Source organism: Erwinia magellanica (genome assembly GCF_039023495.1).
Classification (GTDB): domain Bacteria; phylum Pseudomonadota; class Gammaproteobacteria; order Enterobacterales; family Enterobacteriaceae; genus Erwinia.
The window spans coordinates 834,464-861,308 of the sequence record NZ_JBCHVC010000002.1; the positions used below are offsets into that span (position 1 = coordinate 834,464).

At 54.8% G+C, this 26,845-nt stretch carries 27 protein-coding genes; 16 read left to right on the forward strand and 11 right to left on the reverse strand.

Annotated elements, in window-relative coordinates; translation table 11 throughout:
- The first annotated feature begins 5 nt into the window (after nt 1-5).
- Nucleotides 6-1,484, forward strand: a complete 1,479-nt coding sequence (gene proP / locus AAH450_RS11195) for a glycine betaine/L-proline transporter ProP (RefSeq protein WP_342910267.1) — start codon at nt 6-8, stop codon at nt 1,482-1,484.
- A gap of 57 nt (nt 1,485-1,541) precedes the next feature.
- Here the strand turns inward: proP and solA are convergent, their stop codons facing one another.
- The 7 genes from solA to grxB all read right to left on the reverse strand — a co-directional run bounded on the left by solA (nt 1,542) and on the right by grxB (nt 6,521).
- Nucleotides 1,542-2,654, reverse strand: a complete 1,113-nt coding sequence (gene solA, locus AAH450_RS11200) for an N-methyl-L-tryptophan oxidase (protein ID WP_342910268.1) — start codon at nt 2,652-2,654, stop codon at nt 1,542-1,544.
- A gap of 99 nt (nt 2,655-2,753) precedes the next feature.
- Nucleotides 2,754-3,008: a biofilm formation regulator BssS gene (gene bssS / locus AAH450_RS11205; RefSeq protein ID WP_318790643.1), complete on the reverse strand. Its 255-nt coding sequence runs from the start codon at nt 3,006-3,008 to the stop codon at nt 2,754-2,756.
- A 216-nt stretch (nt 3,009-3,224) separates the two neighbouring features.
- Complete coding sequence (locus tag AAH450_RS11210; protein ID WP_342910269.1) at nt 3,225-3,500, reverse strand: hypothetical protein; 276 nt, start codon at nt 3,498-3,500, stop codon at nt 3,225-3,227.
- A gap of 135 nt (nt 3,501-3,635) precedes the next feature.
- The gene (gene dinI / locus AAH450_RS11215; RefSeq protein ID WP_342910270.1) at nt 3,636-3,881 is read right to left on the reverse strand and encodes a DNA damage-inducible protein I; all 246 of its coding nucleotides are present in this window, start codon (nt 3,879-3,881) and stop codon (nt 3,636-3,638) included.
- Between the two features lie 81 nt (nt 3,882-3,962).
- Nucleotides 3,963-5,009, reverse strand: a complete 1,047-nt coding sequence (gene pyrC / locus AAH450_RS11220; RefSeq protein ID WP_342910271.1) for a dihydroorotase — start codon at nt 5,007-5,009, stop codon at nt 3,963-3,965.
- Between the two features lie 152 nt (nt 5,010-5,161).
- The gene (locus AAH450_RS11225) at nt 5,162-5,728 is read right to left on the reverse strand and encodes a lipoprotein (protein ID WP_342910272.1); all 567 of its coding nucleotides are present in this window, start codon (nt 5,726-5,728) and stop codon (nt 5,162-5,164) included.
- Nucleotides 5,729-5,873: 145 nt separating this feature from the next.
- Nucleotides 5,874-6,521: a glutaredoxin 2 gene (gene grxB / locus AAH450_RS11230; RefSeq protein ID WP_342910273.1), complete on the reverse strand. Its 648-nt coding sequence runs from the start codon at nt 6,519-6,521 to the stop codon at nt 5,874-5,876.
- A gap of 273 nt (nt 6,522-6,794) precedes the next feature.
- Between grxB and rimJ the strand changes: the two genes are divergently transcribed.
- The 4 genes from rimJ to murJ all read left to right on the forward strand — a co-directional run bounded on the left by rimJ (nt 6,795) and on the right by murJ (nt 10,600).
- The gene (gene rimJ, locus AAH450_RS11235) at nt 6,795-7,385 is read left to right on the forward strand and encodes a ribosomal protein S5-alanine N-acetyltransferase (RefSeq protein WP_342910274.1); all 591 of its coding nucleotides are present in this window, start codon (nt 6,795-6,797) and stop codon (nt 7,383-7,385) included.
- 4 nt (nt 7,386-7,389) lie between these two features.
- Nucleotides 7,390-8,031: a DUF480 domain-containing protein gene (locus AAH450_RS11240; RefSeq protein ID WP_342910275.1), complete on the forward strand. Its 642-nt coding sequence runs from the start codon at nt 7,390-7,392 to the stop codon at nt 8,029-8,031.
- 1 nt (nt 8,032) lies between these two features.
- Nucleotides 8,033-8,953, forward strand: coding sequence for a Gfo/Idh/MocA family protein (locus AAH450_RS11245; RefSeq protein WP_342910276.1), 921 nt, complete (start codon nt 8,033-8,035; stop codon nt 8,951-8,953).
- 108 nt (nt 8,954-9,061) lie between these two features.
- Complete coding sequence (gene murJ, locus AAH450_RS11250; RefSeq protein WP_342910277.1) at nt 9,062-10,600, forward strand: murein biosynthesis integral membrane protein MurJ; 1,539 nt, start codon at nt 9,062-9,064, stop codon at nt 10,598-10,600.
- A gap of 68 nt (nt 10,601-10,668) precedes the next feature.
- Here murJ and flgN read toward each other — a convergent pair whose 3' ends face one another.
- The 3 genes from flgN to flgA form a co-directional block, all read right to left on the reverse strand.
- A complete protein-coding gene (gene flgN, locus AAH450_RS11255) occupies nt 10,669-11,100 on the reverse strand; it encodes a flagellar export chaperone FlgN (RefSeq protein ID WP_342910278.1) in 432 nt (143 codons plus the stop codon).
- Between the two features lie 4 nt (nt 11,101-11,104).
- Nucleotides 11,105-11,401 (reverse strand): flagellar biosynthesis anti-sigma factor FlgM, encoded by a 297-nt coding sequence (gene flgM, locus AAH450_RS11260; RefSeq protein ID WP_342910279.1) that lies wholly within the window; start codon nt 11,399-11,401, stop codon nt 11,105-11,107.
- A gap of 102 nt (nt 11,402-11,503) precedes the next feature.
- Nucleotides 11,504-12,169: a flagellar basal body P-ring formation chaperone FlgA gene (gene flgA / locus AAH450_RS11265; RefSeq protein WP_342910280.1), complete on the reverse strand. Its 666-nt coding sequence runs from the start codon at nt 12,167-12,169 to the stop codon at nt 11,504-11,506.
- Nucleotides 12,170-12,325: 156 nt separating this feature from the next.
- Here flgA and flgB point away from each other — a divergent pair, with 156 nt between their 5' ends.
- From flgB to flgL, 11 genes are all read left to right on the forward strand, one after another.
- Nucleotides 12,326-12,739: a flagellar basal body rod protein FlgB gene (flgB, locus tag AAH450_RS11270; RefSeq protein ID WP_342910281.1), complete on the forward strand. Its 414-nt coding sequence runs from the start codon at nt 12,326-12,328 to the stop codon at nt 12,737-12,739.
- A gap of 3 nt (nt 12,740-12,742) precedes the next feature.
- Complete coding sequence (flgC, locus tag AAH450_RS11275; protein WP_306206408.1) at nt 12,743-13,147, forward strand: flagellar basal body rod protein FlgC; 405 nt, start codon at nt 12,743-12,745, stop codon at nt 13,145-13,147.
- An 11-nt stretch (nt 13,148-13,158) separates the two neighbouring features.
- Complete coding sequence (flgD, locus tag AAH450_RS11280; RefSeq protein WP_342910282.1) at nt 13,159-13,827, forward strand: flagellar hook assembly protein FlgD; 669 nt, start codon at nt 13,159-13,161, stop codon at nt 13,825-13,827.
- A gap of 27 nt (nt 13,828-13,854) precedes the next feature.
- Nucleotides 13,855-15,063, forward strand: a complete 1,209-nt coding sequence (gene flgE, locus AAH450_RS11285) for a flagellar hook protein FlgE (RefSeq protein ID WP_342910283.1) — start codon at nt 13,855-13,857, stop codon at nt 15,061-15,063.
- Nucleotides 15,064-15,084: 21 nt separating this feature from the next.
- Nucleotides 15,085-15,840 carry a flagellar basal body rod protein FlgF gene (locus tag AAH450_RS11290; protein ID WP_342910284.1) on the forward strand — a complete coding sequence of 252 codons (756 nt, stop codon included), beginning with the start codon at nt 15,085-15,087 and terminating at the stop codon, nt 15,838-15,840.
- 17 nt (nt 15,841-15,857) lie between these two features.
- The gene (flgG, locus tag AAH450_RS11295) at nt 15,858-16,640 is read left to right on the forward strand and encodes a flagellar basal-body rod protein FlgG (protein WP_306206400.1); all 783 of its coding nucleotides are present in this window, start codon (nt 15,858-15,860) and stop codon (nt 16,638-16,640) included.
- Nucleotides 16,641-16,705: 65 nt separating this feature from the next.
- Nucleotides 16,706-17,404: a flagellar basal body L-ring protein FlgH gene (locus AAH450_RS11300; protein WP_306206398.1), complete on the forward strand. Its 699-nt coding sequence runs from the start codon at nt 16,706-16,708 to the stop codon at nt 17,402-17,404.
- Nucleotides 17,405-17,413: 9 nt separating this feature from the next.
- Nucleotides 17,414-18,520 (forward strand): flagellar basal body P-ring protein FlgI, encoded by a 1,107-nt coding sequence (locus tag AAH450_RS11305; protein ID WP_342910285.1) that lies wholly within the window; start codon nt 17,414-17,416, stop codon nt 18,518-18,520.
- Nucleotides 18,520-19,458 carry a flagellar assembly peptidoglycan hydrolase FlgJ gene (flgJ, locus tag AAH450_RS11310; RefSeq protein ID WP_342910286.1) on the forward strand — a complete coding sequence of 313 codons (939 nt, stop codon included), beginning with the start codon at nt 18,520-18,522 and terminating at the stop codon, nt 19,456-19,458. The genes AAH450_RS11305 and flgJ overlap by 1 nt, the downstream gene beginning before the upstream one ends.
- Nucleotides 19,459-19,577: 119 nt before the next feature.
- The gene (gene flgK / locus AAH450_RS11315; RefSeq protein WP_342910287.1) at nt 19,578-21,218 is read left to right on the forward strand and encodes a flagellar hook-associated protein FlgK; all 1,641 of its coding nucleotides are present in this window, start codon (nt 19,578-19,580) and stop codon (nt 21,216-21,218) included.
- Between the two features lie 21 nt (nt 21,219-21,239).
- Nucleotides 21,240-22,205, forward strand: coding sequence for a flagellar hook-associated protein FlgL (gene flgL / locus AAH450_RS11320; protein ID WP_342910288.1), 966 nt, complete (start codon nt 21,240-21,242; stop codon nt 22,203-22,205).
- A gap of 478 nt (nt 22,206-22,683) precedes the next feature.
- On the opposite strand, the gene rne is transcribed toward flgL, so the two are convergent.
- Nucleotides 22,684-26,478 carry a ribonuclease E gene (gene rne, locus AAH450_RS11325; RefSeq protein ID WP_342910289.1) on the reverse strand — a complete coding sequence of 1,265 codons (3,795 nt, stop codon included), beginning with the start codon at nt 26,476-26,478 and terminating at the stop codon, nt 22,684-22,686.
- Between the last annotated feature and the right edge of the window lie 367 nt (nt 26,479-26,845).

The window sequence follows — 26,845 nt, forward strand, 5'->3', positions numbered from 1 at the left end:
AAAGTATGAGCACTGATTCAGGATCCAGCCAACCGCCAAAGAAGCACTTCTGGCGTAAAAAACAGAAAGAACTCACCGTTGATGATATCACCATTGTTGATGCGGATATGTTGAAACGCGCCGTAGGTGCGGCTGCGTTAGGCAACGCCATGGAGTGGTTCGACTTCGGCGTTTACAGCTACCTGGCCGTCACCCTGGGGAAAGTCTTCTTTCCCGGTGGTAATTCCGCCGCGCAGTTACTGGCTACTTTCGGCGCTTTTGCGGCGGCGTTTCTGGTTCGTCCCGTCGGCGGTCTGGTCTTTGGCCCGTTAGGCGACAGGATTGGCCGACAGAAAGTGCTGGCCATCACCATGATCATGATGTCGATAGGGACATTCTGTATAGGCATCATTCCCGGCTATGACAGCATTGGGATATTTGCTCCGGTGCTGCTGCTGGTGGCTCGTCTGGTACAGGGCTTCTCTACCGGCGGTGAGTATGGCGGTGCTGCCACCTTCATTGCTGAGTATTCCACGGATAATCGTCGCGGGTTTATGGGCAGCTTCCTGGAGTTTGGTACCCTGGGAGGATATCTGCTTGGTGCCGGCCTGGTCACCATCCTGACGGCGGCAATGAGTGAAGAGACGCTGCTCAGCTGGGGCTGGCGTATTCCCTTCTTTATTGCCGCGCCGTTAGGCCTGTTCGGGCTTTATGTGCGTCTTAAGCTGGAAGAGACGCCTGCGTTTCAGAAGCATATGGAAAAGCAGGAAGCACTGGAGCACAGCAAACCTCGTCTGACGCTGTTGCAGATGCTGAGCAAGTACCGTGCACAGATGCTGAAATGTATCGGGCTGGTTCTGCTGTTTAACGTCTCTAACTATATGCTGACCTCCTATATGCCGAGCTACCTGACCGGGATCCTGGGCCTTAGCGAAATGAGCAGCCTGCTGCTGATTCTGGTGGTGATGTTTGTGATGATGCCGCTGACCCTGTTCTGGGGCCACTGGAACGACCGTCTGGGACGCCGTCCGGTGATTTGGGCTGGGGCAATTGGCCTTATTGTGCTGGCGGTTCCCTGCATGATGATGATTGGCTCCGGCAATATGTGGCTGGTGTTCCTGGGCCTGATCGTGCTCGGGGTGATCCACACCTGTTTCAGCGGCTCCATGCCTGCCACGCTGCCCGCTTTGTTCGCTACGGATATTCGCTACAGCGCGCTGGCGATTGGTTTCAATCTGTCGGTTTCGCTGTTTGGTGGCACCACGCCGCTGATCACCACCTGGCTGGTCGCGACGACCCATAATCTGATGATGCCTGCCTATTATCTGATGGGCGCCGGGGTGATCGGGGTGATCACCGTCTTCACCTTGCGTGAAACGGCTCGCAAGCCGCTGACCGGTTCTGCACCCGCAGTGGCGAATGAAGCCGAGGCGCACAAGCTGGTGAAAAAGCTGCGGCTCCGTCAACAGAAGAAAGATGCTGCCGCGTTAAATAAGCCTGAATAAATCTCTGTAATAAAAAAACCGGGCCTGGCCCGGTTTTTTTATTTCTGAACTTAATAATTAAAATCTTGATAATGAGAAGGGGGATAAATCAAACTCAACCGTTTTATTTTGCGCAAAAGCGGCTGCAATTTCTCCCAGTACGCTGGCAAATTTAAAACCGTGACCGCTAAGGCCGGTAATAATAAGCCGGTCTGGCGAGCCTGGCAGCGTATCGATAATAAAATCTTCATCGCTGGTATTATCATAAGTGCAGGCTTCTCCCCGCAGGCAAACGCCCACGCCCGGCAATACGTGCCGCAGGAAAGAAAAAAGCTCGCTGCCATCGTCAGCCACAGTACCAAAAGGTTTGCGCTGCTCTGGAGAGGTGATGGGTTGGCCGCCATCATGCCGTCCGATTTTAAGGGCGTTATTATCCGCCGGAAAACCATAAAAATGCGATCCGTCAGCCATCTCTACGGTAAAAGCGGGGAATTTATTATTTTCGCTGTAGCGACCATCCGCCTGATGCCAGGCAAATACTTTGCGCACCGGCGTAACGGGCAGCTCAGGCAGCAATGTTTTTACCCAGGTTCCGGCACTCAGGAGAAGCTTCCGGGCTTTGTAGGTGCCATCCGGCGTGTGGGCCAGTTGCAATCCGTCCTGCTCTTCAATTGCACTGACGGCACAATTAAACAGCTGCGCGCATCCCGCCTCTTCAGCCAGACGGATGTAGTGCCGGATAGCCACTTCCGATTTCAGATAGCCGGATTGCGGCTCGAAAATTCCGGTATAGTCATCGGGAACAGTGAGTTGAGGCCAGCGAGCTTTCGCTTCACCACCGCTTAGCTTCTCTACGGGGAGGGCATAGGTTTCCGCGCTTTGCTCTACGTTGCGGATAAATTCAGAGGTTGCCGGAGCCAGGTTAAGCACGCCGCAGCGATGCATAATTCGCTCGCCACACTGCTTTTCCAGCTCGTCCCAAAGCACCTGTGCCCGAAGCACCAGCGGGACATATCGCGCCCCTTCACCATAGGCATGGCGAATCAGACGGGTTTCCCCATGATGGCTGCCTTGAGTATGTGGCGGATGGGCGCCGTCAATCATCAGAACCTTCAGGCCAGCCTGAGTGGCATACCAGCCGGCTGCGGCGCCCACTGAACCACTTCCTACCACAATTAAGTCATAAACCATCTGCACCTGGCTCCTTTGTTGATCAGGTTAAGGGTGCAGAATAGCAAAATGTCGCGGTAATGAAAAAGGCACCACAAGGGTGCCTTCAGACGTGAGAACTTAATGCTTCTGGTAATCTCTGTCCAGGTAATCTGTTGCTTCTATTTTGGCTATGCCAGCTTCCAGAATCGAAATGAACTGTCTGGCAACATCAGTGGTTAACCAGTACGTCTGTCCCACTTCTGCTTCGTCAGATTGCTGTTCATTAGACGTAAGCGAGTGCAGGCGGATCATCATGGCATCATACGTATCTACAGTACTGATATCCCACCCGATGAGGGGATGTGTCTGGATTACATCTTTGTTTCTGTCCATTATAACCCCCTTATTACTCGTATTAATATTGATAACGAAGTGATTTATCGAGGTTCAATGCGGCCTTTTTTTCATAGAGCAAAGTAATTATAACAGGATTTTAGCTTGACGCAGAACGAAATTTTAGCGGGCCAGGAGAAGAGAGATTGATTAAAGTTTTTAAATAAACCTGAGCCGCACAAAAAAATAATGCTCAGGAAATAAGGGAAAGTTCCCTCAGCGCTCAACGTCTGGCTGAATATTAATCACCCCGTGCCGTTTTTCCAACGCCTCGGCTAAATGGGAAAAATGCTGCTGCATATTTTCATCACGATCCTGATTTTGCGCTTCCAGCCGCAGGCTGTGGATCAGTAACGACGCTGCCTTGTCGTCCAGACAGAAAGAGAGGCTGGCAAAGGCGCTTTCCAGTACGCTCAGGCGACGTTGCTGATCGGCAATCAGCGCCAGCAGTTCCCCAAACGTCATCACTTCTTCAGGATTTTCACTGTTCATGGTGCCGTCCCCGCTTGTAGCTCAAGTCAATCAGTCTACAACCTCAGCGCGAAATCGGCGAGTCCTGGCGACAAAAACAAAAAAGCCGGGTGGCGAAACCCGGCAAACAACGGCAAAAAGAGTGAACCCGCCGGACTAATCCGTGATGAACCAGTCGTCGGCGCTCTCCCAGGTTTCCTGGAGGATCTCGGTAATACGATCTTTGGCTTCTTTACCCCCGCCCATCACGGTGAGGTTATTGGCAGACGCATAGCGAACAGAGACGCTGTTAGTGACTTCAGGAAAGTGCTGGTCAATACGTTTAATGAGTTCTGACGACAGCGCATCAATAGCGCCAGCGGGCAGGGAAGTGGTTTTTGCTACAGTGACTTCAATACGCATAAAAGCCTCCGGATAAGATACTGTAAATATATACAGTGTCCGATCCGAAGGCAATCAGTTTATGTTATTTTCCTGAAAGATTCAGAGCGATACGGCCCAGTTCAGCGTTTCGCCAGCCAGGAACGGCGTCAGGGCGTGCTCGCCCAGCGTGATGCTTTCAGCCACTTTCCAGGGTTTGCGTACCAGTTTGATCTGGCCCTCGTTCAGTGGCAGGCCATAAAAGCGCGGACCATTTTCAGAACAGAAGGCTTCAAAGTGCTGTAGCGCATTCATCTCTTCAAAAACGGTGGCGTACGCTGGCAGAGAAGAGGGGGCATTGAACACGCCTGCACAGCCGCAGCTCGCCTCTTTTAAGTGCCGCAGATGGGGCGCAGTATCTGTCCCCAGGAAGAAGCGATTGTTGCCGGAAGCCACGACTTTACGCAGCGCCTCCTGGTGCACGTTGCGCTTCAGGATTGGCAGGCAGTAGAGATGAGGACGGATACCGCCTGCCAGCATATGGTTGCGGTTGAACATCAGATGTTGCGGCGTCACGGTCGCCGCCAGAAGAGAGTTACCTTCTTCCACGTAGGCTGCCGCTTCTTTGGTGGTGATATGCTCAAATACCACCTTCAGCTCAGGATACCGCTGACGCAGCGGCTCCATCACGGTCTCGATAAAGCGCGCCTCACGGTCAAAGATATCAATCTCTGCTGAGGTCACTTCACCGTGGATCAGCAGCGGCATGCCGATTTTCTGCATGCGCTCGAGCACGCTGGCGATGCTGGCAATATCGGTAACGCCGTGACTGGAGTTAGTGGTGGCATGGGCCGGGTAGAGTTTTGCGGCCGTAAACACCCCTTCGGTAAATCCCTTTTCTACTTCATTTGCATCCAGGGAGTCGGTGAGATAGCAGGTCATCAGCGGGGTAAAATTATGTCCGGCAGGAATAGCGGCCATAATGCGGTCACGGTAGGCGAGGGCTGCCGCCACGCTGGTCACCGGAGGAACCAGATTCGGCATCACAATCGCCCGGCCATTAACCTCACTGGTGAAGGGCAGCACGGTTTTCAGCATCTCATCATCACGAAGATGGATATGCCAGTCGTCTGGGCGGCGAATGAGAAGTTCCTGAGGTTGTGCTGTCATCTGAATGCTCCGGCAGAAGTGAAATCGCTAAGGGATTTAGCCGGGTACTAAGCATAGGGATAAAGCGGCGGGAATGCACCTGGTTTGTTAACCTGGCGATAAATGGCAGGCGTTCTCCGCCGTGGGAAAACGCCTGATAAACGCGCTAAGGATCAAGGATTGGTAAAGGGGATCACCAGTTCACCCGGCTTAACTTCAAGCCCTTTTGCAAACCGCTTAGCCAGCGATTCGGCTTTGCTGCGGTCACTACTTAAGAGGTAAGCCGGTTTCTGATTAAAATATTCCTTCAGTGACTGATTAAGATAAGGCGTCAGGGTTTTTAACAGCCCCTGCATTTTTTCAGGCTGAACCTGGACGTCTGTCAGTTCCATATCTCTGAGGAAAATAGCGCCTTTCTCTTTATCAAATACCGGCTGGGCCTTCATTGTCAGCTTCATATCCGCCTGCTGAGGACCAAAGAGAGAGCTGATATTGACCTTCGCATTCCCCGAAAGCGTCACTTTATTTGGCTCTTCACGACCAATTTTGCTGCTGAGGTCGGTGAGAACAATGTGGGCATCCACTAAACCCGCCACACCAATCTGCTTTTCGTAATTGTTGTGTTTTGCCAGCGCCTGATTCACTTCCTGTTCGCTGATAGTGTACTGCGTTAACTGATTACAGCCGGAGAGTAAGCCCACCAGCAGAAGGGCACAAAGCCCGGAAAATACTTTGTTCATTGTGTTCCTCTTATCATCTTCCATCAGTAACCCTCCTGACGGGAGGCAATAGAGTGCACGACTCTGCTCTGAGAGTCACCAGGAGAACCGGGAAAGGGAGTCATACGGGACGAAATAAAACCGGGCCGCAGCGGCCCGGAGAGGATCAGACGGCAATCGAGGACAATAAGTTGATTTGCGTCTGCTTGGCCATATTGTCGCGGTAATCGGCAACGCGGCTGGGATAGTCGATGCCGGAGATCAGCGTCAGGGAGCGCAGCACCGGGAACAGATGAATATCATCCATCGACAGTTCACCATTTACGGCATTGGGTTTCACGATAAGCTTATCCAGCTTACGCAGGTCATCATTCACATTCTTGATGTAACCTTCCGCATGCAGTTTAAGCTCATCAAAACGGCCTGCGCTGGCTTCTTTTTTATCTTTAAAGTAGCGTCGCGCTTCCGGCGTGGCGAACTCAGCAAACGAGGCCTGAGCGATGCGGGGAAGCAGCAGTTTATTAAGATAACCGTTGATGTGACGCAGCCAGTCAGAGATGGCCGGATTAGTTTTCCCGGTTAACAGCGGCTTGCGATCTGAATTATCGACATAGTTCACGATCTCCAGACTTTCAGGCATACAGCTGCCATCATCTTTCATCAGGATGGGGGCCATCTTCTGGCCAATTAACTTTTTGGGGGTCGCTTCATCATCATTCAGCATAACCACCAGTTCGACTGGCAGATCCTTCAGGCCGAAGATCATACGGGCTTTAACGCAGAACGGGCAGTGATCGTAGATATAAAGTTTCAAGAACGCCTCCTTAAAGCGCTGAGCATGAACGGGGTCACCCTCAATCTTTTTGAATGCAAAGAGAAGTATGGAAGAGATCGGCCAACAGGGCAACCGCAGCGGGAAAAGGTTGAGGTGTGCCATCAGATATTTTTAAACGCACTGTTTTACCCGTCGGGGTACAGGCGGTTATAGTGGTTTATAAGCGCCTGTTGACGAACATTCACCGGGAGTCGCTCCGTTAGCGTCAACGCGCCTCCGTTTTACTCTTTGTCGGCCAACACAGGAGAGAAGATGTTTGGCTACCGCTCCGCTGTCCCGAAAGTCCGCCTGACTACTGACAGGCTGGTAGTTCGCCTTGTCCATGAACGCGACGCCTGGCGTCTGGCTGACTACTACGGCGAAAACCGCCTTTTTCTTAAACCCTGGGAGCCTCTCCGCGATGAGAGCCACTGCTATCCCTCCGGCTGGCAGGCGCGTCTGGGGCTGATCGCTGAGATGCATAAACAGGGGAATGCCTTCTATTTTGCGGTGATGGATCCTGAAGAAAATGAGATCCGTGGCGTAGCGAATTTCAGCAACGTGGTGCGTGGATCCTTTCATGCCTGCTATCTGGGTTACTCGCTGGGTGAAAAGTGGCAGGGGCAGGGCATGATGTTTGAAGCCCTGCAATCAGCTATTCGCTATATGCAGCGCCAGCAGCGCATCCATCGCATCATGGCGAATTACATGCCCCATAACCAACGAAGTGGCAATTTACTGGCCCGCCTGGGGTTTGAAAAAGAGGGCTATGCCAAAGAGTATTTACTGATTGATGGTCGCTGGCAGGATCATGTCCTGACGGCGCTTACTGCTAAAGATTGGATACCGGAGCGTCGCGCATAATCTGATGAAAATTCTTCTTTCGGCCCTTGAGGCCCGCACTGTTGGCTGCCTGCTGGAAAAGCAGGTCACCACCCCCGAACAGTACCCGATGTCGCTGAACGGGGTGGTAACAGCCTGTAATCAAAAGTCGAACCGTGAACCGGTACTGTCGCTAAGCGATGCTGCGGTGCAGGATACGCTAGATGCCCTGGTCAAAAAGCATCTGGTAACGTCGCAGAGTGGGTTTGGCAACCGCGTGGTGAAGTATGAGCATCGGTTCTGCAATACCGAATTCGGTCAGCTCAGATTTTCATCGGGCGAACTGGCGTTAATCACCACGCTGTTGCTGCGGGGGGCGCAAACGCCCGGTGAACTGCGAACCCGCAGCACACGTCTGCATGAATTTGCCGATATGAATGAAGTGGAGCAGGCGCTGGAAACGCTCGCTTCGCGGGAAGATGGACCTTTTGTGGTGCGTCTGGCGCGTGAGCCGGGCAAGCGGGAAAGCCGCTATATGCACCTTTTCAGTGGCGAGGTGGATGAAGCCGCTTCATCTGCGGCTGAGAGCGTGCAGGAGAGTGAGGATTTATCAGCGCGCGTGGCTGAACTGGAACGTGAAATGGCGCAAATCAAACAACAACTGGCCCAGCTGAGCGGGAGCGTCTGACATGGTATTACGCATTGGTATCGTTGGGCTGGGCAGCATCGCACAGAAAGCATGGCTGCCCGTGGTGACCCGTACTGAGGGCTGGCAGATTGCTGGTGCATTCTCCCCCAATCAGCAAAAAGCGCGGGTCATTTGCGACAGCTACCGCATTCCGCTCTTCTCCAGCGTGGCGGAGCTTGCCGCCGCCAGTGACGCGGTATTTGTTCACACTTCCACCGCCAGCCATTTTGCCATTGTGAAAGAGCTGCTTCTGGCTGGTGTGGATGTGTGCGTGGATAAACCGCTGGCTGCCCGTCTGAGCGAGGCAGAGCAGCTGGTTGAGCTGGCGCACAAGCTGGGACGCAAGCTGATGGTGGCCTTTAACCGGCGATTTGCTCCGCGCTATCTACAGTTGAAAGCGGAGCTTGGGCGGCTTGCCTCGCTGCGAATGGATAAGCACCGCACTGACAGCGTCGGGCCACAGGATCTCTTCTTTACGCTGCTGGATGATTATCTGCATGTGGTGGACACTGCGCTGTGGCTGAGCGGCGGTTATGACAGCCTGCAAAGCGGCACGCTGCTGACCAATGAGTCGGGGGAGATGCTCTACGCCGAACACCATTTCTGTCGGGGAGAAATACAGATCACTACCAGCATGCATCGCCGTGCGGGCAGCCAGCGGGAATCGGTCTGCGCCGTGACGGAGGGCCGTCTTTTGCAGGTAAATGATATGCGCGACTACCAGCAGGAATCTGCCGGTAAACTGATTGTGGATCCGCTGCCCGGCTGGCAAACCACGCTGGAACAGCGAGGCTTTGCTGGTGCCGCTCACCATTTTATCGCCTGTGTGCAAAATCAGACAATGCCGCAAACCTCGGGAGAGCAGGCGCTGCTGGCACAGCGCGTAGTGGAGAAACTCTGGCGGGATATCGACAGGGAATAATCGGCTGTAACAAACGAATCTGGTTATTTCATTCCATATCAGTAGACTATGCCCACCCTGGCGGCCCTCCGGTGCCGCCACTTTTCCGCCAGAACAGTCAGGAAGAACATGAACCTGTTGAAATCGTTGGCAGCGGTCAGCTCTATGACCCTGTTTTCGCGCGTGCTGGGATTTGCCCGCGATGCCATAGTGGCAAGAGTTTTTGGGGCCGGGATGGCAACGGATGCCTTCTTTGTCGCTTTTAAACTGCCTAATTTGCTGCGCCGTATCTTTGCTGAAGGGGCGTTTTCTCAGGCTTTTGTGCCGATCCTCGCTGAATATAAAAGCAAGCAGGGCGAAGAGGCGACAAAAGTGTTTGTCGCTTACGTTTCCGGTCTGCTGACGCTGGCGCTGGCAATTATCACTATTCTGGGGATGTTGGCTGCGCCCTGGGTGATTATGATTACGGCTCCCGGCTTTGCGGATACCGCCGATAAATTTGCGCTCACCTCTGCGCTGTTACGCGTGACCTTCCCCTATATTTTCCTGATCTCGCTCGCCTCGCTGGCGGGGGCCATTCTCAACACCTGGAACCGCTTCTCCGTTCCGGCATTTGCGCCAACGCTGCTTAACGTCAGTATGATTGGCTTTGCGCTGTTTGCCGCTCCCCATTTTCATCCGCCGGTCATGGCGCTGGCGTGGGCGGTAGTGGCGGGGGGCGTACTGCAACTCGGCTATCAGCTTCCCCACCTGAAAAAGATTGGCATGCTGGTGCTGCCCAGGCTGAACCTGAAAGACGCAGGCGTCTGGCGCGTGATGCGTCAAATGGGGCCGGCGATCCTCGGCGTTTCGGTCAGCCAGATCTCATTGATTATTAATACCATTTTCGCCTCTTTTCTGGTCTCCGGCTCGGTTTCCTGGATGTATTATGCTGACCGCCTGATGGAGTTTCCCTCCGGCGTGCTCGGCGTGGCGTTAGGCACCATTCTGCTGCCTTCGCTGGCAAAAAGCTTTTCCAGCGGCAATCATGATGAGTATTCCCGCCTGATGGACTGGGGTCTGCGCCTCTGCTTCCTGCTGGCGCTGCCGTGCGCCGTTGCGCTGGGGATTCTGGCTAAACCGCTGACCGTGGCGCTTTTCCAGTATGGCAAATTCAGTGCGTTTGACGCAGCGATGACGCAGCGCGCGCTGGTGGCGTACTCAGTGGGGCTGATGGGCATCATTGTGGTGAAAGTGCTGGCACCGGGATTCTACTCCCGTCAGGATATTAAAACGCCGGTCAGGATCGCCATCGTCACGCTGGTGATGACGCAGCTGATGAACCTGGCCTTTATTGGGCCACTGAAACATGCGGGGCTGTCGCTCTCAATCGGTCTTGGTGCCTGTCTGAATGCCGCGCTGCTCTACTGGCAGCTGCGCAAACAGCAGATTTTCCATCCGCAGCCTGGCTGGAGCGCCTTCCTGGTACGGCTGTTTATCGCCGTTGCGGTAATGGCCGCTGCGCTGGTAGGAATGCTTCAGGTTATGCCTGACTGGGCTACGGGCAATATGCTCTGGCGTCTGCTGCGTCTGGCGGCTGTTTGTGCGGTTGGCGGCGGCGTGTTCTTCGCCGTACTGGCAGCGCTGGGCTTCCGGGTGAAGGACTTCGCCCGCAAAACGCTGGCGTGATCGGGCAAAGCCCCAGGGCGCAGAGCGCATTGGGGCTTACTGAAGCTGGGATCTGGGACGAGCGGAGCTTAAGCTTTACGGCTGATAAAACTGCTGGTGGTTGCCTGGCCATCCGGGCCATAAAACTTTTGCGTCTGATGCGGCTTCAACACTTCCAGCGCCTGCTCGGTAAAGCTGATTTGGTGATTCAGCAGCAATCCATTATGTAAATTGGTATCGCGCAGCTTCACGGTCTGCTCCTGGATAGCGGCCCAGCGACGAGCCATATCAGGATTGAGGCTGTAGGGCGCATGCAGCCCCGCCTCTTTTTCTGCATCGCGGCGCATCTGCTCAATAAAATTGAGCGTGGCCAACAGCGAACTTTTATCTTCGGTAATACGTTGCAGCAAGCTGCTGTTAATCTGACCGCCTGAGAGCTGTTGTTGCTCCGCCGTCATCACGTCGGCCAGACTGTTCAGCACTTCCAACATCTTATCAAGCGCGGTCAGCAGCTTTTGCATTTACTTAGTTACCTTCTAAAGAATCTTTGGCATGCTGGATCAGGGCATCGGCAATTTTGCCGGTATCCATCTTCAGCTCGCCGTTACGAATGGCTGTTTTTAACTCTTCAACACGAGCGGTGTTGATATCCTGTGAACTGGCTTTGGTCAGCTGCGACTGTGCGCCGCTCAGGACTACCTGCGTACCGGCCTGGGTGGTTTTGCTTTCTGCCGGGCGCGCTTTAGGGGCGACGGTTTCGCCGGTGTCGCGAGTCTGTACGGTGCTGGCCGGGTTCAGCGGTTGAGTTCTGTCAATGCTCATAATCTGGCTCCTGTATGATCAGGCGTTTTTACGACCTGATAAGCTAAGTGTACTATGTCTGTTAATAACACTATCGGCAGAACTGAACCCTTCTTTAGTGCTTTATAGCGTTATAAGAATTATCCCATCCGCCCCGACTTTTCCACTGACAATCTGACCAGAACTCATCCTCACCCGAACCAGCTGTGCCGTGGTGGCATTGTTCATCGCCCGGCCTTCGCTGCTGACGCTAAATCCGCCGCCGCTGGCGGTGACAGTCACGTTCTGTCCCGCTTTCACCCGCCAGGGCTGCCGCACCATCATCAACGTAAGTGCTTGACCTGGAACGATATCCCTCAGCGTTACCGCATCGGCAATCTGCTCTGCCGACATCACCGTTCTCGCCGGCAGGGTATCAAGCCTGCCGTGCTGAATTTTTATATCCTCGGCCGTTATCGTGCCGCCGCGCATCACCGGGCGGGCCGCCACAATGTAATCACCGGTAACCTGCACCTGAACCTGGATATAGCGACGATTCTGGTCGCAGTTGGCGGCCACGCTCATGTTTCCCCAGATGCGGCTGTTGCCGGGCAGCGAGAATTGCGGCGCCTCGCACTCGGGCCACTGCGATTGCGGGGTTTTCACCACCACGGAAAGAGTATCGGCGTTCAGACCGGTTTCTCCATAGCGGGACTGAAAAAACTGATTGAGCTGAGCTGTCAGATCGGCCGCGCTGGCAGAGAGACTCAGCAGAGCCAGCAGGCTGACTAAAACAACAATGTGCCGCATCGGGATTCTCCCATAAATCAAACTGGTCCTGATTCTACTCCTGGCCCGTTCAGGTCAAGGCGCAAAATAGCAACATAATTTAGCGCTATTCAGACGATGACTATTGCGCGCCCCGATTATGCTGTCAGCTCTGAATTTTCATTTTGCGGAGGAAGCATGCTCGACAAACTGGACGCGGCACTACGGTTTAATACCGAAGCTTTAAACCTGCGTGCCCAGCGGCAGGAGATCCTGGCATCCAATATCGCCAATGCTGATACGCCAGGCTACCAGGCTCGCGATATCGATTTCGCCAGTCAGCTGAATAAGGTGATGGAGCAGGGGCGGACGGAAGGATCGGGACTGTCGCTGGCGGTGACGTCAGCACGCCATATTCCCGCGGAAACGCTGCAACCAGCGTCCATCGACCTGATGTACCGGATCCCGGACCAGCCAGCGATGGACGGTAACACGGTTGATATGGACCGTGAACGTACGCAATTTGCGGACAACAGCCTGAAATACCAGACCGATCTGACGCTTATCAGCAGCCAGATCAAGGGCATGATGTCCGTGCTACAGGGGCAATAATTTATGGCTTTACTGAATATTTTTGATATCGCCGGCTCGGCAATGAACGCCCAGTCTCAGCGTCTGAACGTCAGCGCCAGTAACCTGGCCAACGCCGACAGCGTAACCGGGCCAGATGGTCAGCCTTACGTCGCCAAACAGGTTGTCTTCCAGACCAATGCCCTGCCGGGTTCACCTACCGGTGGTGTGCGTGTGGCGCAGGTCGTTGATGACCCTACGCCAGCCAAACTGGTCTACGAGCCGGGCAATCCCATGGCCGATGCCAAAGGCTACGTAAAAATGCCTAACGTTGATGTCGTAGGGGAAACGGTCAACACCATGTCCGCGTCGCGCAGCTATCAGGCCAACGTGGAAGTGTTGAATACCGTGAAACAGATGATGATGAAAACCCTGACGATGGGTCAATAAGGAGCACGCTGATGGGCATTGCAGTAGGCACTAACGAGAAACTTGATAACTCAAACATTGCGGCTTCGTCGACAAAAGATACCTCGGCTGCGGACTTGCAGAATAACTTCCTGACGCTGTTAGTCACGCAGTTACAAAACCAGGATCCCACTAATCCAATGGATAACAGCCAGCTCACCACCCAGCTGGCGCAGATCAATACCCTGAGCGGCATTGAAAAACTGAACACCACGCTGGGATCGATTTCTGGCCAGATCAATAGCGGACAGTCTTTGCAGGCGACCACGCTGATTGGTCACGGTGTGATGGTGGACGGTTCACAGGTTCTGGTAGGCAGCGGGCAGACTACGCCGTTTGGCGTCAGCCTGGAGCAGGCGTCTACTGCGACTACCGCAACAATCACAGATTCAACCGGCAAGGTGGTGCAAACCATCAATCTTGGCGGACTGAGCGCCGGTGTGCATACCTTCTCCTGGGATGGCAGCACCACCGATGGCACCACCGCTGCTGACGGTAAATACAGCGTTTCTCTGAGCGCCAGCAACGCAACCGGACAACTGGTTACGCAGCCGCTGAATTATGCGCTGGTTAATGGGGTGACTAACGACACGAGCGGTGCCGTTTTAGACCTCGGCACTATGGGTAGCACTACTCTCGCAAATGTTCGTCAGATTATTTAACACCTAACTTTTTTCAGGAGTGAACACATGGCATTTTCACAGGCAGTCAGTGGCTTAAACGCCGCGTCCAGCAACCTTGATGTAATCGGTAACAACATCGCTAACTCCGCGACGGTAGGCTTTAAGTCTGCAACCGTCTCCTTCGCAGATATGTTTGCCGGTTCCAAAGTGGGTCTGGGCGTTAAAGTGGCTGCGGTTACTCAGGACTTTAATGACGGTACCACCACCTCTACCAGCCGTGGACTGGACGTGGCGATCAGCCAGTCTGGCTTCTTCCGCATGGCGGACACCAGCGGCGCAGTCTACTACAGCCGTAACGGCCAGTTCACCCTGGACGCAAACCGTAACATCGTTAACGCCAACGGCCTGCAACTGACCGGCTATCCGGCAACCGGCACGCCGCCAACCGTACAGACCGGCGCTAACCCGGTAGCTCTGAGCGTTCCTACTACCGCGATGTCTGCCAGGGCAACCGGCTCAGCGGCTATTGTGGCGAACCTGAACTCAACGGATGCTGTGATTACCAAAACGCCGCTGGATATCAATGATACCGATACCTACAGCAGCAAGGCTTCAATGACCACCTATGACTCATTGGGCAACGAACACAACCTGAACCTCTATTTCAGTAAAACAGCAAACGGAACCTGGAGTGTGAACGTTAAAGATGGCAGCGCGGCCGATCCTACCGCTGACGTCGGCAGCTTCACCATGACGTTTGACCAGAATGGCCAGATGACCTCGACCGCTGAACAGCCGGTTACGCTCACTTCCCTGAACGGTTCTGCGCCCACCAGCTTTAATATCAGCATGCTGAACAGTCAGCAGCAGAACACCGGCACCAGCACCTTCGGTAACCCGACGCAGGATGGTTATAAGCCTGGCGAGCTGACCAGCTATCAGATCAACAATGACGGCACCCTGGTAGGCAACTACTCCAACGAGAAAACCCAGGTTCTGGGGCAGATCGCGCTGGCTAACTTTGCTAACCCGGAAGGTCTGAAGTCTGAAGGTAACAACGTCTGGTCTGCAACCGGCTCATCTGGCCAGGCGCTGGTGGGACTGGCAGGTACCGGTAACCTCGGTACTCTGACCGCAGGCGCGCTGGAGTCCTCCAACGTGGATCTGAGCAAAGAGCTGGTGAACATGATTGTGGCACAGCGTAACTATCAGTCTAACGCCCAGACCATTAAAACTCAGGACCAGATCCTTAATACCCTGGTCAACCTGCGTTAATTCGGCTAACAGGATCGTCTTATGGATCACGCGATATATACCGCAATGGGGGCTGCCAGTCAGACCCTCGACCAGCAGGCCGTGACGGCGAGCAACCTCGCCAACGCCTCCACGCCGGGCTTCCGTGCGCAGCTTAATGCGCTGCGCGCCGTGCCGGTGGAAGGGCTTTCACTGCCTACCCGTACGCTGGTAACAGCGTCAACCCCTGGCGCAGACATGTCACAGGGAACGCTGGACTACACCGAGCGTCCGCTGGATGTAGCCGTGCGTGAAAACGGCTGGCTGGCCGTGCGGGCGCCGGATGGTACCGAGGCCTACACCCGTAACGGGAATATGGAACTCGATCCGGCCGGGCAGCTCACTATCCAGGGGAACCTGGTGATGGGCGACGGTGGCCCGATTGCCGTGCCGCAAGGCTCGGAAATCACCATCGCCGCTGATGGCTCTATTACCGCGCTGAACCCTGGCGATCCGCCGAATGCCACTGTCCAGCTGGGCCGACTGAAGCTGGTGAAAGCCATCGGCTCCGAAGTGGTGCGCGGAGATGACGGTTTGTTCCGTCTGAACGCGACCGCGCAGGCACAGCGCGGTGCCGTTTTGCAGAACGATCCGACCATTCAGGTGATGCCCGGCGTGCTGGAAGGCAGCAACGTTAAGCCGGTAGAAACCATGGTCGATATGATTGCTAACGCACGCCGCTTCGAGATGCAGATGAAAATCATCTCCAGCGTCGATGAGAATGAACAACGCGCTAACCAGCTGCTGTCGATGAGCTGAGTGCAGAGGAAACTATAATGATCCGCTCTCTCTGGATTGCCAAAACCGGTCTTGACGCCCAGCAAACTAATATGGACGTCATCTCGAACAACCTTGCCAACGTAAGCACTAACGGCTTTAAGCGTCAGCGTGCGGTGTTCGAAGATCTGATGTACCAGACTATCCGCCAGCCAGGCGCACAGTCTTCCGAGCAGACCACGCTGCCTTCAGGCATGCAGTTGGGTACAGGTACGCGCCCGGTAGCTACCGAGCGTCTGCATACTCAGGGTAACCTGAACAAAACCGACTCCTCGAAAGATGTGGCTATCAGCGGCCAGGGCTTCTTCCAGGTGCAGATGCCAGACGGCACCCTGGCTTACACCCGTGACGGCTCGTTCCAGACCGATCAGAACGGCCAGTTAGTGACCAACGGCGGTTTCCCGGTTCAGCCAGCTATCACTGTTCCAGCCAACGCCCTGAGCATGACCATCGGTCGTGACGGTGTGGTGAGCGTGACCCAGCAGGGCCAGACTCAGCCGGTTCAGGTCGGGCAGCTGACGCTTAGCACCTTTATTAACGATGCGGGCCTGGAAAGCAAAGGTGAAAACCTTTATCAGGAAACTCAGGCTTCCGGTGCGCCAACCGACAGTACGCCAGGCAATAACGGCGCCGGTTTGCTCTATCAGGGCTATGTCGAGACCTCTAACGTTAACGTGGCTGAAGAGCTGGTCAGCATGATCCAGACCCAGCGCGCCTACGAGATCAACAGTAAAGCTATCAGCACCTCCGATCAGATGCTGGCCAAACTGACGCAGTTGTAATGCCACAGCGGTCGGGCTTGCCCGACCCTGAATAAAAATCTTTCATTATTAAAGGTAGTGATTCCATGGCGAAGCAAATCCCAATGCCTGGACGTTTGTTGGTAGCCACGCTGCTCCTGACGCTTAACGGTTGTGCTTTAGTTCCCCGTACGCCACTGGTTGAAGGTTCGACAACGGCCCAGCCGCTGCCTGCTTCGCCGCCGGTTGTTAACGGCTCCATTTTTCAGGGCGTGATGCCGATGAACTACGGCTATCAGCCGCTGTTTGAGGATCGACGTCCACGTAATATCGGCGATACGCTGACCATTACCTTGCAGGAAAACGTCAGTGCGAGCAAAAGCTCGACTGCTTCCGCAGGACGTGACGGCAGCACCACGCTCGGTCTGAGCGTGCCAAGTTCACTGACTGGTCTGTTGGGCGGCGATAAAACTAATATCGATGCCAGCGGCAAGACCGATTTTGCAGGCAAAGGCGGCGCAACGGCCAATAACACCTTTACCGGCACTATCACCGTGACGGTGAATCAGGTTCTGCCGAACGGCAACCTGAAAGTCGTGGGTGAGAAACAGATTGAGATCAACCAGGGAACGGAATTTATTCGCTTCTCGGGCGTGGTTAACCCTCGCACCATCAGCGGCAGCAACAGTGTTGTGTCGACGCAGGTGGCGGATGCTCGCATTGAATATGTCGGTAACGGCTATATCAATGAGGCGCAGACCATGGGCTGGCTGCAAAGGTTCTTCCTGAACCTGTCACCGTATTAAGAGGTTCCAATGCGTAAGATGATTGTTCGTTTCACCCTGCTGCTGCTGGCTGGCCTTAGCGCCTTCGCCCACGCTGACCGTATTCGCGACTTAACCACCGTGGGTGGCGTGCGTGAAAACCAGCTGATTGGCTATGGCCTGGTAGTAGGGCTGGATGGCTCCGGTGACCAGACCACCCAGACACCCTTTACCACGCAAAGTCTGAACAACATGTTATCCCAGTTAGGGATTACGGTGCCTGCGGGCACCAACATGCAGCTGAAAAACGTGGCGGCGGTAATGGTTACCGGTAAGCTTCCGGCGTTTGGCCGCCAGGGACAGGTCATCGACGTGGTGGTTTCCTCTATGGGTAACGCCAAAAGCCTGCGTGGCGGTACGCTGCTGATGACCCCGCTGAAAGGCGTGGATAACCAGGTTTATGCGCTGGCTCAGGGAAACATCCTGGTGGGCGGCGCGGGGGCTTCGGCGGGTGGCAGCAGCGTGACGGTCAACCAGGTTAACGGTGGACGGATCACCGGCGGCGCAACGATTGAGCGCGAATTGCCGAACAATTTCGGTACTTCAAGCGTGATCAATCTGTTCCTGAACCAGGAAGACTTCAGCATGGCGCAGCGGATCACCGACGCGATCAACGCCCGCAGCGGCTACGGCTCTGCCCAGGCGCTGGATGGCCGTACCGTGCAGGTGCAGGTTTCCGCCAACGGAACCTCGCAGGTTCGCCTGCTGGCCGATATTCAGAATATTGATGTCTCTGTACCGATTATGGACGCCAAAGTGATTATCAACTCGCGTACCGGCTCGGTGGTAATGAACCGTGAAGTTCAGCTCAGCAGCTGTGCCATTGCGCAGGGCAACCTCTCGGTCACCGTTAACCAGTCGCAGAACGTCAGCCAGCCCAACACGCCATTTGGTGGCGGGCAAACTGTGGTGACTCCGCAGACGCAAATCGACCTGCGTCAGAGCGGCGGTGCGTTGCAGAGCGTAAATGCCAGCGCCAACCTGAACAGCGTGGTACGTGCCCTGAATGCGCTGGGCGCAACGCCGATTGATCTGATGTCCATCCTGCAATCCATGCAGAGTGCGGGCTGTCTGCACGCCAAACTGGAAATTATCTGATGAGCGATTCCCAATCTCTGATGGGAGCGGCGTACGACAGCCGCTCACTGAACAACCTGAAACGCCAGGCCAGCGGCGACCCGAAAGCACATGCACGGGAAGTGGCAAAGCAGGTAGAAGGGATGTTTGTACAGATGATGTTGAAAAGTATGCGCCAGGCACTGCCGCAGGATGGTCTGCTGAGCACGGAACAAACGCGGCTTTATACCTCAATGTACGATCAGCAGATTGGGCAGCAGATCGCCTCAAAAGGACTGGGTCTGGCCGACATGATGGTCAAGCAGATGGAGCAGGCCGCACCGCTGGATGAAAAAGCGGGCACCGTGCCGATGATGCTGGACAAAAACTTTATCAATACGCTGCCGCCGCTGGCTATGGAACAGATTATCCGCAAGGCGGTTCCGCGGCCGCCTTCATCCGATACGCCGTTAAGTGGTGACAGCAACGACTTTATCGCCCAGCTTTCCCAGCCGGCCAAAATGGCCAGTGCAGAAAGCGGTATTCCTCATCATCTGATCCTGGCGCAGGCCGCGCTGGAATCAGGCTGGGGTCAGCGACAGATCCTCACCTCGCAGGGCAAGCCCAGCTATAACGTCTTTGGGATTAAAGCTACCGGCAGCTGGCAGGGTAAAACCACTGAAGTGCTCACCACCGAGTATGAGCATGGCCATGCCAAAAAAGTGGTGGCGAAGTTCCGTGTCTACGACTCCTATTTCGAGGCCCTGAACGACTACGTCAAACTTATCAGCAATAATCCGCGCTACAGCGCGGTGACCACGGCCACAACGCCGGAGCAGGGCGCAAAAGCGTTGCAGGAAGCAGGATACGCAACGGATCCTAAATATGCGCAGAAGCTGGTGGGGATGATTCAGCAATTTAAAAATATGGGTGAGAAAGTGGTAAAAGCCTACACCCAGGATATTGGCGATTTGTTCTGATTTTTACTCAAGTTTCTCCCGGTTTTACCGATAACCTTTTCAGGCCGGATTTGTGTTAAAGCACGCCGGCAGATTCTTAATGCCGGCCCGTGCTGTGTCAGGGTAAACAAGGAACCGACATGTCTAACTTAATTAATACCGCGTTAAGCGGAATAAATGCGGCTTCGGCGGCGTTGAATACTACCGGTAACAACATCAGCAACTACAGCGTTACTGGCTATAACCGTCAGACTACCGTACTTGCCCAGGCCAACAGCACGCTTAGCGGCAACAACTATTATGGTAACGGCGTTTCGATCGCCAGCGTCAACCGCGAGTATGACGCGTTTATCACCAACCAGCTTCGCGCGGCCAGTACGCAGTCCAGCGCACTGACCACGCAGTTTAATCAGCTGTCGAACATTGATGACATGTTTTCCAGCACCACCAACACGCTTTCGACCAACATTCAGGGTTTCTTCTCTTCTATACAGACGCTGGTCAGCAATGCCGATGATGCTTCTGCACGTCAGGCTGTGTTAGGTAAGGCTGACGGCCTGGTTAACCAGTTCCAGGTCACGGATACTTATCTGCGTAACCTGGACAGCGGCCTGAATACTTCAATCACTTCAACCGTTGATCAAATCAATGGCTATGCCAAACAGATTGCTAACGTCAACCAGCAGATTGCCAAGCTGAAAGGCGCAAGCGGCGGGACAGAGCCAAACGGTTTGATGGACCAGCGCGATCAACTGGTCAGCGACCTGAATAAACTGGTTGGCGTGACCGTGAGTCAGCAGGATGGCGGCAGCTATAACATCAGTATGGGCAACGGCATCTCGCTGGTGCAGGGCAGCAGCTTCAGCCAGCTCGCCACGGTGCCTTCCAGCAGCGATCCGCGCAGGATCACCGTTGCAACGGTAAACGATACCACTGGTGCCACCTCTGAAATCAATGAAAAACTGCTGAATACTGGCTCGCTGGGCGGATTAATTTCCTTCCGAAGCGACCTCGACAATACCCGTAATCAGCTGGGTCAGATGGCAATGGCGCTGGGCAGCAGCTTTAACGCGCAGCATGAAGCCGGTTTTGACAGTAACGGTGATGCGGGTGAAGCCTTTTTTGCCCTGGGTAGCCCGGCGACCATCTCTAACGCCAAAAATACCGGCACCGCTTCCATGACGGCAGTGTGGGATGACACCAGCAAAGTGCAGGCATCCGACTACAAAATGACCTATAACGGCACCAACTGGGACGTGACGCGTCTTTCAGATAATGCCAAAAGTACCGTAACGGCAGCCGCAGACGGTTCGTTAAGCTTTGATGGACTCAAGGTGACCGTAAGCAGCACTCCCAACACCAATGACAGCTTCCTGGTCAAACCCGTCTCTGATGCCATCGTCAATATGGACGTAAATATCAGCGATGAGTCTAAAGTTGCCGCCGCCGGTGCCGATGATGGTGTAAGTGATAATACTAACGCCCAGTCGCTGCTGGATTTGCAGACCAAAAAAGTGATTAACGGCTCCAGCTCGCTGACTGAAGGTTATGCCAGCATGGTAGCCAACATTGGTAACAAAACGACCAATCTGAAAACTACCAGTACCACACAGAATAACGTGGTGACACAGCTGACCAACCAGCAGCAGTCCATCTCCGGGGTCAACCTGGATGAAGAGTATGGCAATCTGACCCGTTATCAGCAGTATTACACGGCGAATGCTCAGGTGATCCAGACCGCGAGCACCATTTTTAACGCGCTGATCGGCGCCGTCAGCTGATAACAGAATAAGGAATCCACAATGCGTCTCAGTACCGCTCAAATCTACGATCAGCAGATGCGTGGGATCTCAAATTCCCAGGCAACCTGGCTGAATGCCGGTGAGCAACTCTCTTCCGGCAAACGCGTGGTTAAACCTTCGGATGATCCTGTCGCAGCCGCGCAGGCGGTGGTGCTTTCTCAGGCTCAGGCGCAAACCAGCCAGTACGCCGCAGCACGCGGGTTTGCTACCAATAATATTTCGCAGGAAGAGACCAACCTGCAACAGGTGACCAGCGTCGTTCAGCAGGCGCAGACGATTGTGGTCGCTGCCGCGAACGGTACCTTATCTGATGATGACCGTGCCTCTTATGCGCAGCAGTTAACCGGTATTCGTGACCAGTTGCTGAACCTGGCTAACACCACCGATGGCAACGGTCGCTATATGTTTGCGGGTTATAAAACGGATACGTCACCCTTTGTTAAGGATGCCAATGGCGATGTGAGTTATGTCGGAGGGGATACGCCAATTTCGCAGAAAGTGGATTCCAACCGTACCATGACGACCAACCACACCGGCAGCCAGGTCTTTATGGCGCTGACCAGCAATCCAACGGCAGAGCCGGATGGCAGCGCCAGTGAAAGCAATATCTTCGCTACGCTCAACACCGCCATCAAATCGCTGAATACGCCGGTTGCAGATGCGGATGATGCGGCGAGAGATGTGCAGTCTGCTGCGCTGGATAAAACCAACCGTGGTCTGAAAAATTCGCTTAACAACGTGCTGAAAGTTCGTTCAGAGCTGGGAACTCAGCTTACAGAGCTGGATAACCTCGACTCTAAAGGGGACGACACCAAGCTGAACCAGGCTACGCAAATGAGTAACCTGGTGGATGTAGATTACACCAGCGCCATTTCGACCTACACCATGCAGCAGGCAGCGCTTCAGGCTTCTTACCAGGTCTTCAGCGATATGTCCGGCATGTCTCTGTTCAAAATGAATTCTTAAAGGTTTACTACTTTTGGGCGCGCTTAAACCGGGTGCGTTCAGTTTCTCCCGCTATCAGCATTAACCTTCTGATAGCGGGTTTTTTTTGTCCTCACATCATGCTCTCTTCCTTTTTTATATCTCCTTCATATCTTCTTTAACCTTCTGCCCTGACATCAAAGAGGCGAGGGGATGTCCCTGTCGATCCTGCAAAAGCACCCTCAACCAGACTTCTCTACCAGCTTGCAACAGTGGGGAGGCCGATCGTTGGGGTTACGAGAGGTAAATAATCGGGTGCAGAGCGAAGGCAGGCGGGCTGAGAATCTAAGAAGGTAAAGCCTGGGCAAGGCAGGAGAGGCAGGAGAGGCAAGAGAGGGAGGAGTGGCAGGAGAGGCAGGAGAGGGAGGGGCGGCAGGAGAGGCTGGGGCGGAAAGGCATAACCTTGTGCGGATAAAAAAAGCCCCGGTCTGAGACCAGGGCTTTTTCAGTCAGGGCTGGCTTATTCCGGGCGGGTAGCCGGAGCAGTAGCCTGATGGGTAGCAGCGTGACCGCCTGCTGAACCCTGGCCTTCAAAGTCGAAGGCAGGACGTACCCAATCACTCTGGCGTGCTGGTTCTGGCTGGTAAGCCGGCGCAGGCGCTTTAGTCATTGGAGCAGTGGCGTGATGCTTATAGAGCGGCTCTGCGTGAGAAGCGGCTACAGGAGCAGCTGGCTGAGCAACCGGTGCTGGTGCAGCTTCGGTCGCGGCAGGCTGGGCAACTGGTGCTGGCGCAGCTTCAGTCACAGCAGGCTGAGCAACCGGTGCTGATGCAGCTTCGGTCGCGGCAGGCTGAGCAACCGGTGCTGGTGCAGCTTCAGTCACAGCAGGCTGGGCAGCCGGTGCTGGTGCAGCTTCGGTCGCGGCAGGCTGAGCAGCCGGTGCTGATGCAGCTTCGGTCGCGGCAGGCTGAGCAACCGGTGCTGGTGCAGCTTCAGTCGCGGCAGGCTGAGCAGCCGGTGCTGGTGCAGCAGGCTCCTTGTCAGCTGAAGCTGATGCCTCAACAGGCTCATCACGGGCTGGAACCGGTGCATGTGGCTCGGAAGTCACGACAGGTTCGGCTACTGCAACAGGTGCAGAGAGAACTTCTTCTACCTGCTGTTCCGTTGACGGGCTGACGTCAGCAGCAGCATCAGCAGCCTGATGGCTCGCTTCTTCTGCCTGGCGCTGGTCGTCTGCCTGCTTAGCTTGTGCCACAATCTCTTCAACTTCATTCACCGCTTCAACAGCAGGCTGACTCTCTTTAGCTGGCACGGCTTGCTGAGCAACCGCATCGGCGACAGGCTCATCGGCAGCAGAGACCACGGCAGGCTCCTGATTTACCGGCGTTTCGATTGCAGCTGTTTCATCGGTATTGACCACCGTCACTGCCGGGCTGTTTTCCGGCTGTGGTTCGGCGTGGTGAACCGGTTGAGCTTCATCTGCAACTTCAGCAGCAGAGGCGGCGGCCGCAACGGCAACTGCATCAGCCGTATCCTGATGGCCATACTCAGGCACCACGGATTGCTCATGCTCGTGCTCATCTGTTGCCTGGGCAACCGGATAGGTGATCCACACTTTACCTGAGGCCATTTCCGGCGAGGCAGCCGCAAAGGTCAGCGGCATCGGCGACTGGTTAGGGTAACGCTCATCACGGTAGCGACGACGGCGTTGTCCGCTTACGCGCAGATGACGAGGTGAACGACGAGAGCGACGTGGCATGCTGTTGTTGTCACGATCTTCGCCTTCTTCCGCTTCACTGTGTGCATCGGCGGTTGGCAATTCAGCAGACTGTTCCTGAACCGGTGCTGTCTCTTCTGCCGGAGCAAAGGAGCGGGCAGCCGTTTGCTCAGCCGTTTCGATACGCACTTTCTGGCTGAGCTGGCGCGGCTTGCGACGTGGCATCACCTGCACATGCTCATCACTTTCAATCGCTTCTTCCACTACTGGCGCGATATCAACAACTTTCTCTTCCTGAGCAGGCGGACGCTTTTCATCCTGACGACGACGTGGCTGACGCTCACGACGCGGCTGCTGCTGGATCTCTTCAGCAGCAGGCTGGAGATCATCGCGTACTTCAGGGGTAACAGCATTGTTACGCTTGTTACGGCGGTCTTCTTCACGGCTCTCCGCAGCAGGATCGCGGTCACGAGTCATGCGCTCATTGCGGTTTGGATTACGATCGCTACGCGGGTTACGGTCATTGCGTGCACCGCGCTCCTGACGATCGCCACGCTCTGCACTGCGGTCGTTGTTACGTTCGCCGTTACGGTCGTTACGTTCGCCGTTGCGGTCGCCGTTGCGATCGTTACGTTCGCCGTTACGGTCATTACGCTCAGCACCACGATCGGCATTACGTTCGCTGCGATCGCCATAGCGTTCACCACGTTCGCCGTTATTACGGTCGCGACGGTTATTCTGACGACGGTTATTGCGACGCTCGCCACGAGGCGCAGCTGCTTCAGGGGCTTTTTCTTCTTCTTCCACCACGGCAGGCTGAGGCTGTGCTGCTGGCTTCTCTTCACCGGCAAACATTTTCTTCAGACCACGGAAGAAGCGGCTCACCAGACCAGGTTCTGCGGCAGCCGGAGCCTGTGCAGGCGCAGCGGCAGGCGCAGCAGCTTCAGCAGGGGCGGCAACAGGGGCAGATTCCTGCGGAGCTGGCGGGGCATCAGGCATCACAAACGCGGCCAGAGCGGGTTGCTCAGGACGTTTGCGCTCGGCGTGCTCTTCTTCAGAAGGCAGCGCCATTTCCGCTTCATGCAGCTTCGGCAGATGGTAGCTCAGGGTTTGCGTCTCTTCGCCGCTGCGCACGCGCAGCACAGAGTAGTGTGGGGTCTGCATCTGATCGTTTGGTACGATGATTGCCCGCACGCCACCCTGGCGTTTTTCAATTGCGCTTACCGCTTCACGTTTTTCGTTCAGCAGGTAAGAGGCAACCTGTACCGGAACAATAGCGTGAACTTCTTTGGTGTTCTCTTTCAGCGCTTCTTCTTCAATCAGACGCAGAATAGAGAGCGAGAGCGATTCATTATCACGGATAGTGCCGGTACCGCTACAGCGTGGGCAAACGTGATGGCTGGACTCGCCAAGAGAAGGGCTGAGGCGCTGACGGGACATCTCCAGCAGGCCAAAACGTGAGATATGGCTGATCTGAATACGCGCACGATCCTGACGAACCGCTTCACGCAGACGATTTTCCACCGCACGCTGGTGGCGTACCGGCGTCATATCGATAAAGTCGATAACAATCAGGCCGCCGAGGTCGCGCAGGCGCAGCTGACGGGCAATTTCATCGGCCGCTTCAAGGTTGGTATTGAAAGCTGTTTCTTCGATATCGCCACCGCGCGTTGCCCGTGCGGAGTTGATATCAATCGCGGTCAGCGCTTCGGTGGTGTCGATAACAATCGAGCCGCCGGAAGGCAGACGAACTTCACGCTGGAAAGCGGATTCAATCTGCGATTCGATTTGATAATGGCTGAAAAGCGGGATTTCGCCGGTGTAAAGCTTGATTTTACTGCTGAAATCGGGACGACCCAGCGCAGCGATGTGCTGACGCGCCAGCTCCAGAACTTTCGGGTTATCGATAAGGATCTCACCGATATCCTGACGCAGGTAATCGCGGAAGGCGCGAACAATGACGTTGCTCTCCTGATGGATCAGGAACGGAGCAGGGCGGCTCTCGGCGGCTTTCTTAATCGCTTCCCAGTGCTTCATACGGAAGCTGAGATCCCACTGCAACGCTTCGGCAGATTTACCCACGCCTGCGGTACGAACGATCAGACCCATACCTTCCGGCAACTCAAGTGCGGAGAGCGCTTCTTTCAGCTCAGTACGGTCATCACCTTCGATACGACGGGAGATACCGCCAGCACGAGGATTGTTCGGCATCAGCACCAGATAGCTGCCCGCCAGGCTGATAAAGGTGGTTAAGGCTGCGCCTTTATTGCCACGCTCTTCTTTATCAATCTGAACGATAACTTCCTGTCCTTCACGCAGTACGTCCTTGATATTCGGGCGACCGTGGTTGGAATAGTTGCTGGGAAAGTATTCGCGGGAGATTTCTTTCAGGGGGAGGAAGCCATGTCTTTCAGCACCATAATCCACAAAGGCTGCTTCAAGACTGGGTTCAATGCGGGTGATCTTGCCTTTATAGATGTTGGCTTTTTTCTGTTCGTGTCCAGGGCTTTCAATGTCCAGGTCGTACAGGCGCTGTCCATCCACAAGGGCGACACGCAACTCCTCCTGCTGAGTCGCGTTTATCAACATTCTTTTCATCGTAACTTACTCATTATTCTTACATTAGTGACAAAGCTACGGGCAATAGTAACGCTGGACGCGAATAACCGATGGCCCCGAGTCTCATCGCAAAGACGTCAACCTCACGGTTGTGGCCTGCTAAGGGGCGCAAAATCTCGGTAGCCTGTTTTTCATTTGGAAAAACAGCGCTTTTAAAAAAGGGGGAACCGCCAGTGTAAACCTGAGTGAACCAATCCCGTCTTGTCGTCCAGGCTGCAACCCGCAGCCCGCTAAGTGCCTGATTTCACAATACGTCTTACGCCATTGCTGCGTGTATGGGCTATCCGGCAAAATTTCTTATTACGTTTTATCCATGTTTCACAAGTGTTAAGCGTGGAAAAACAGT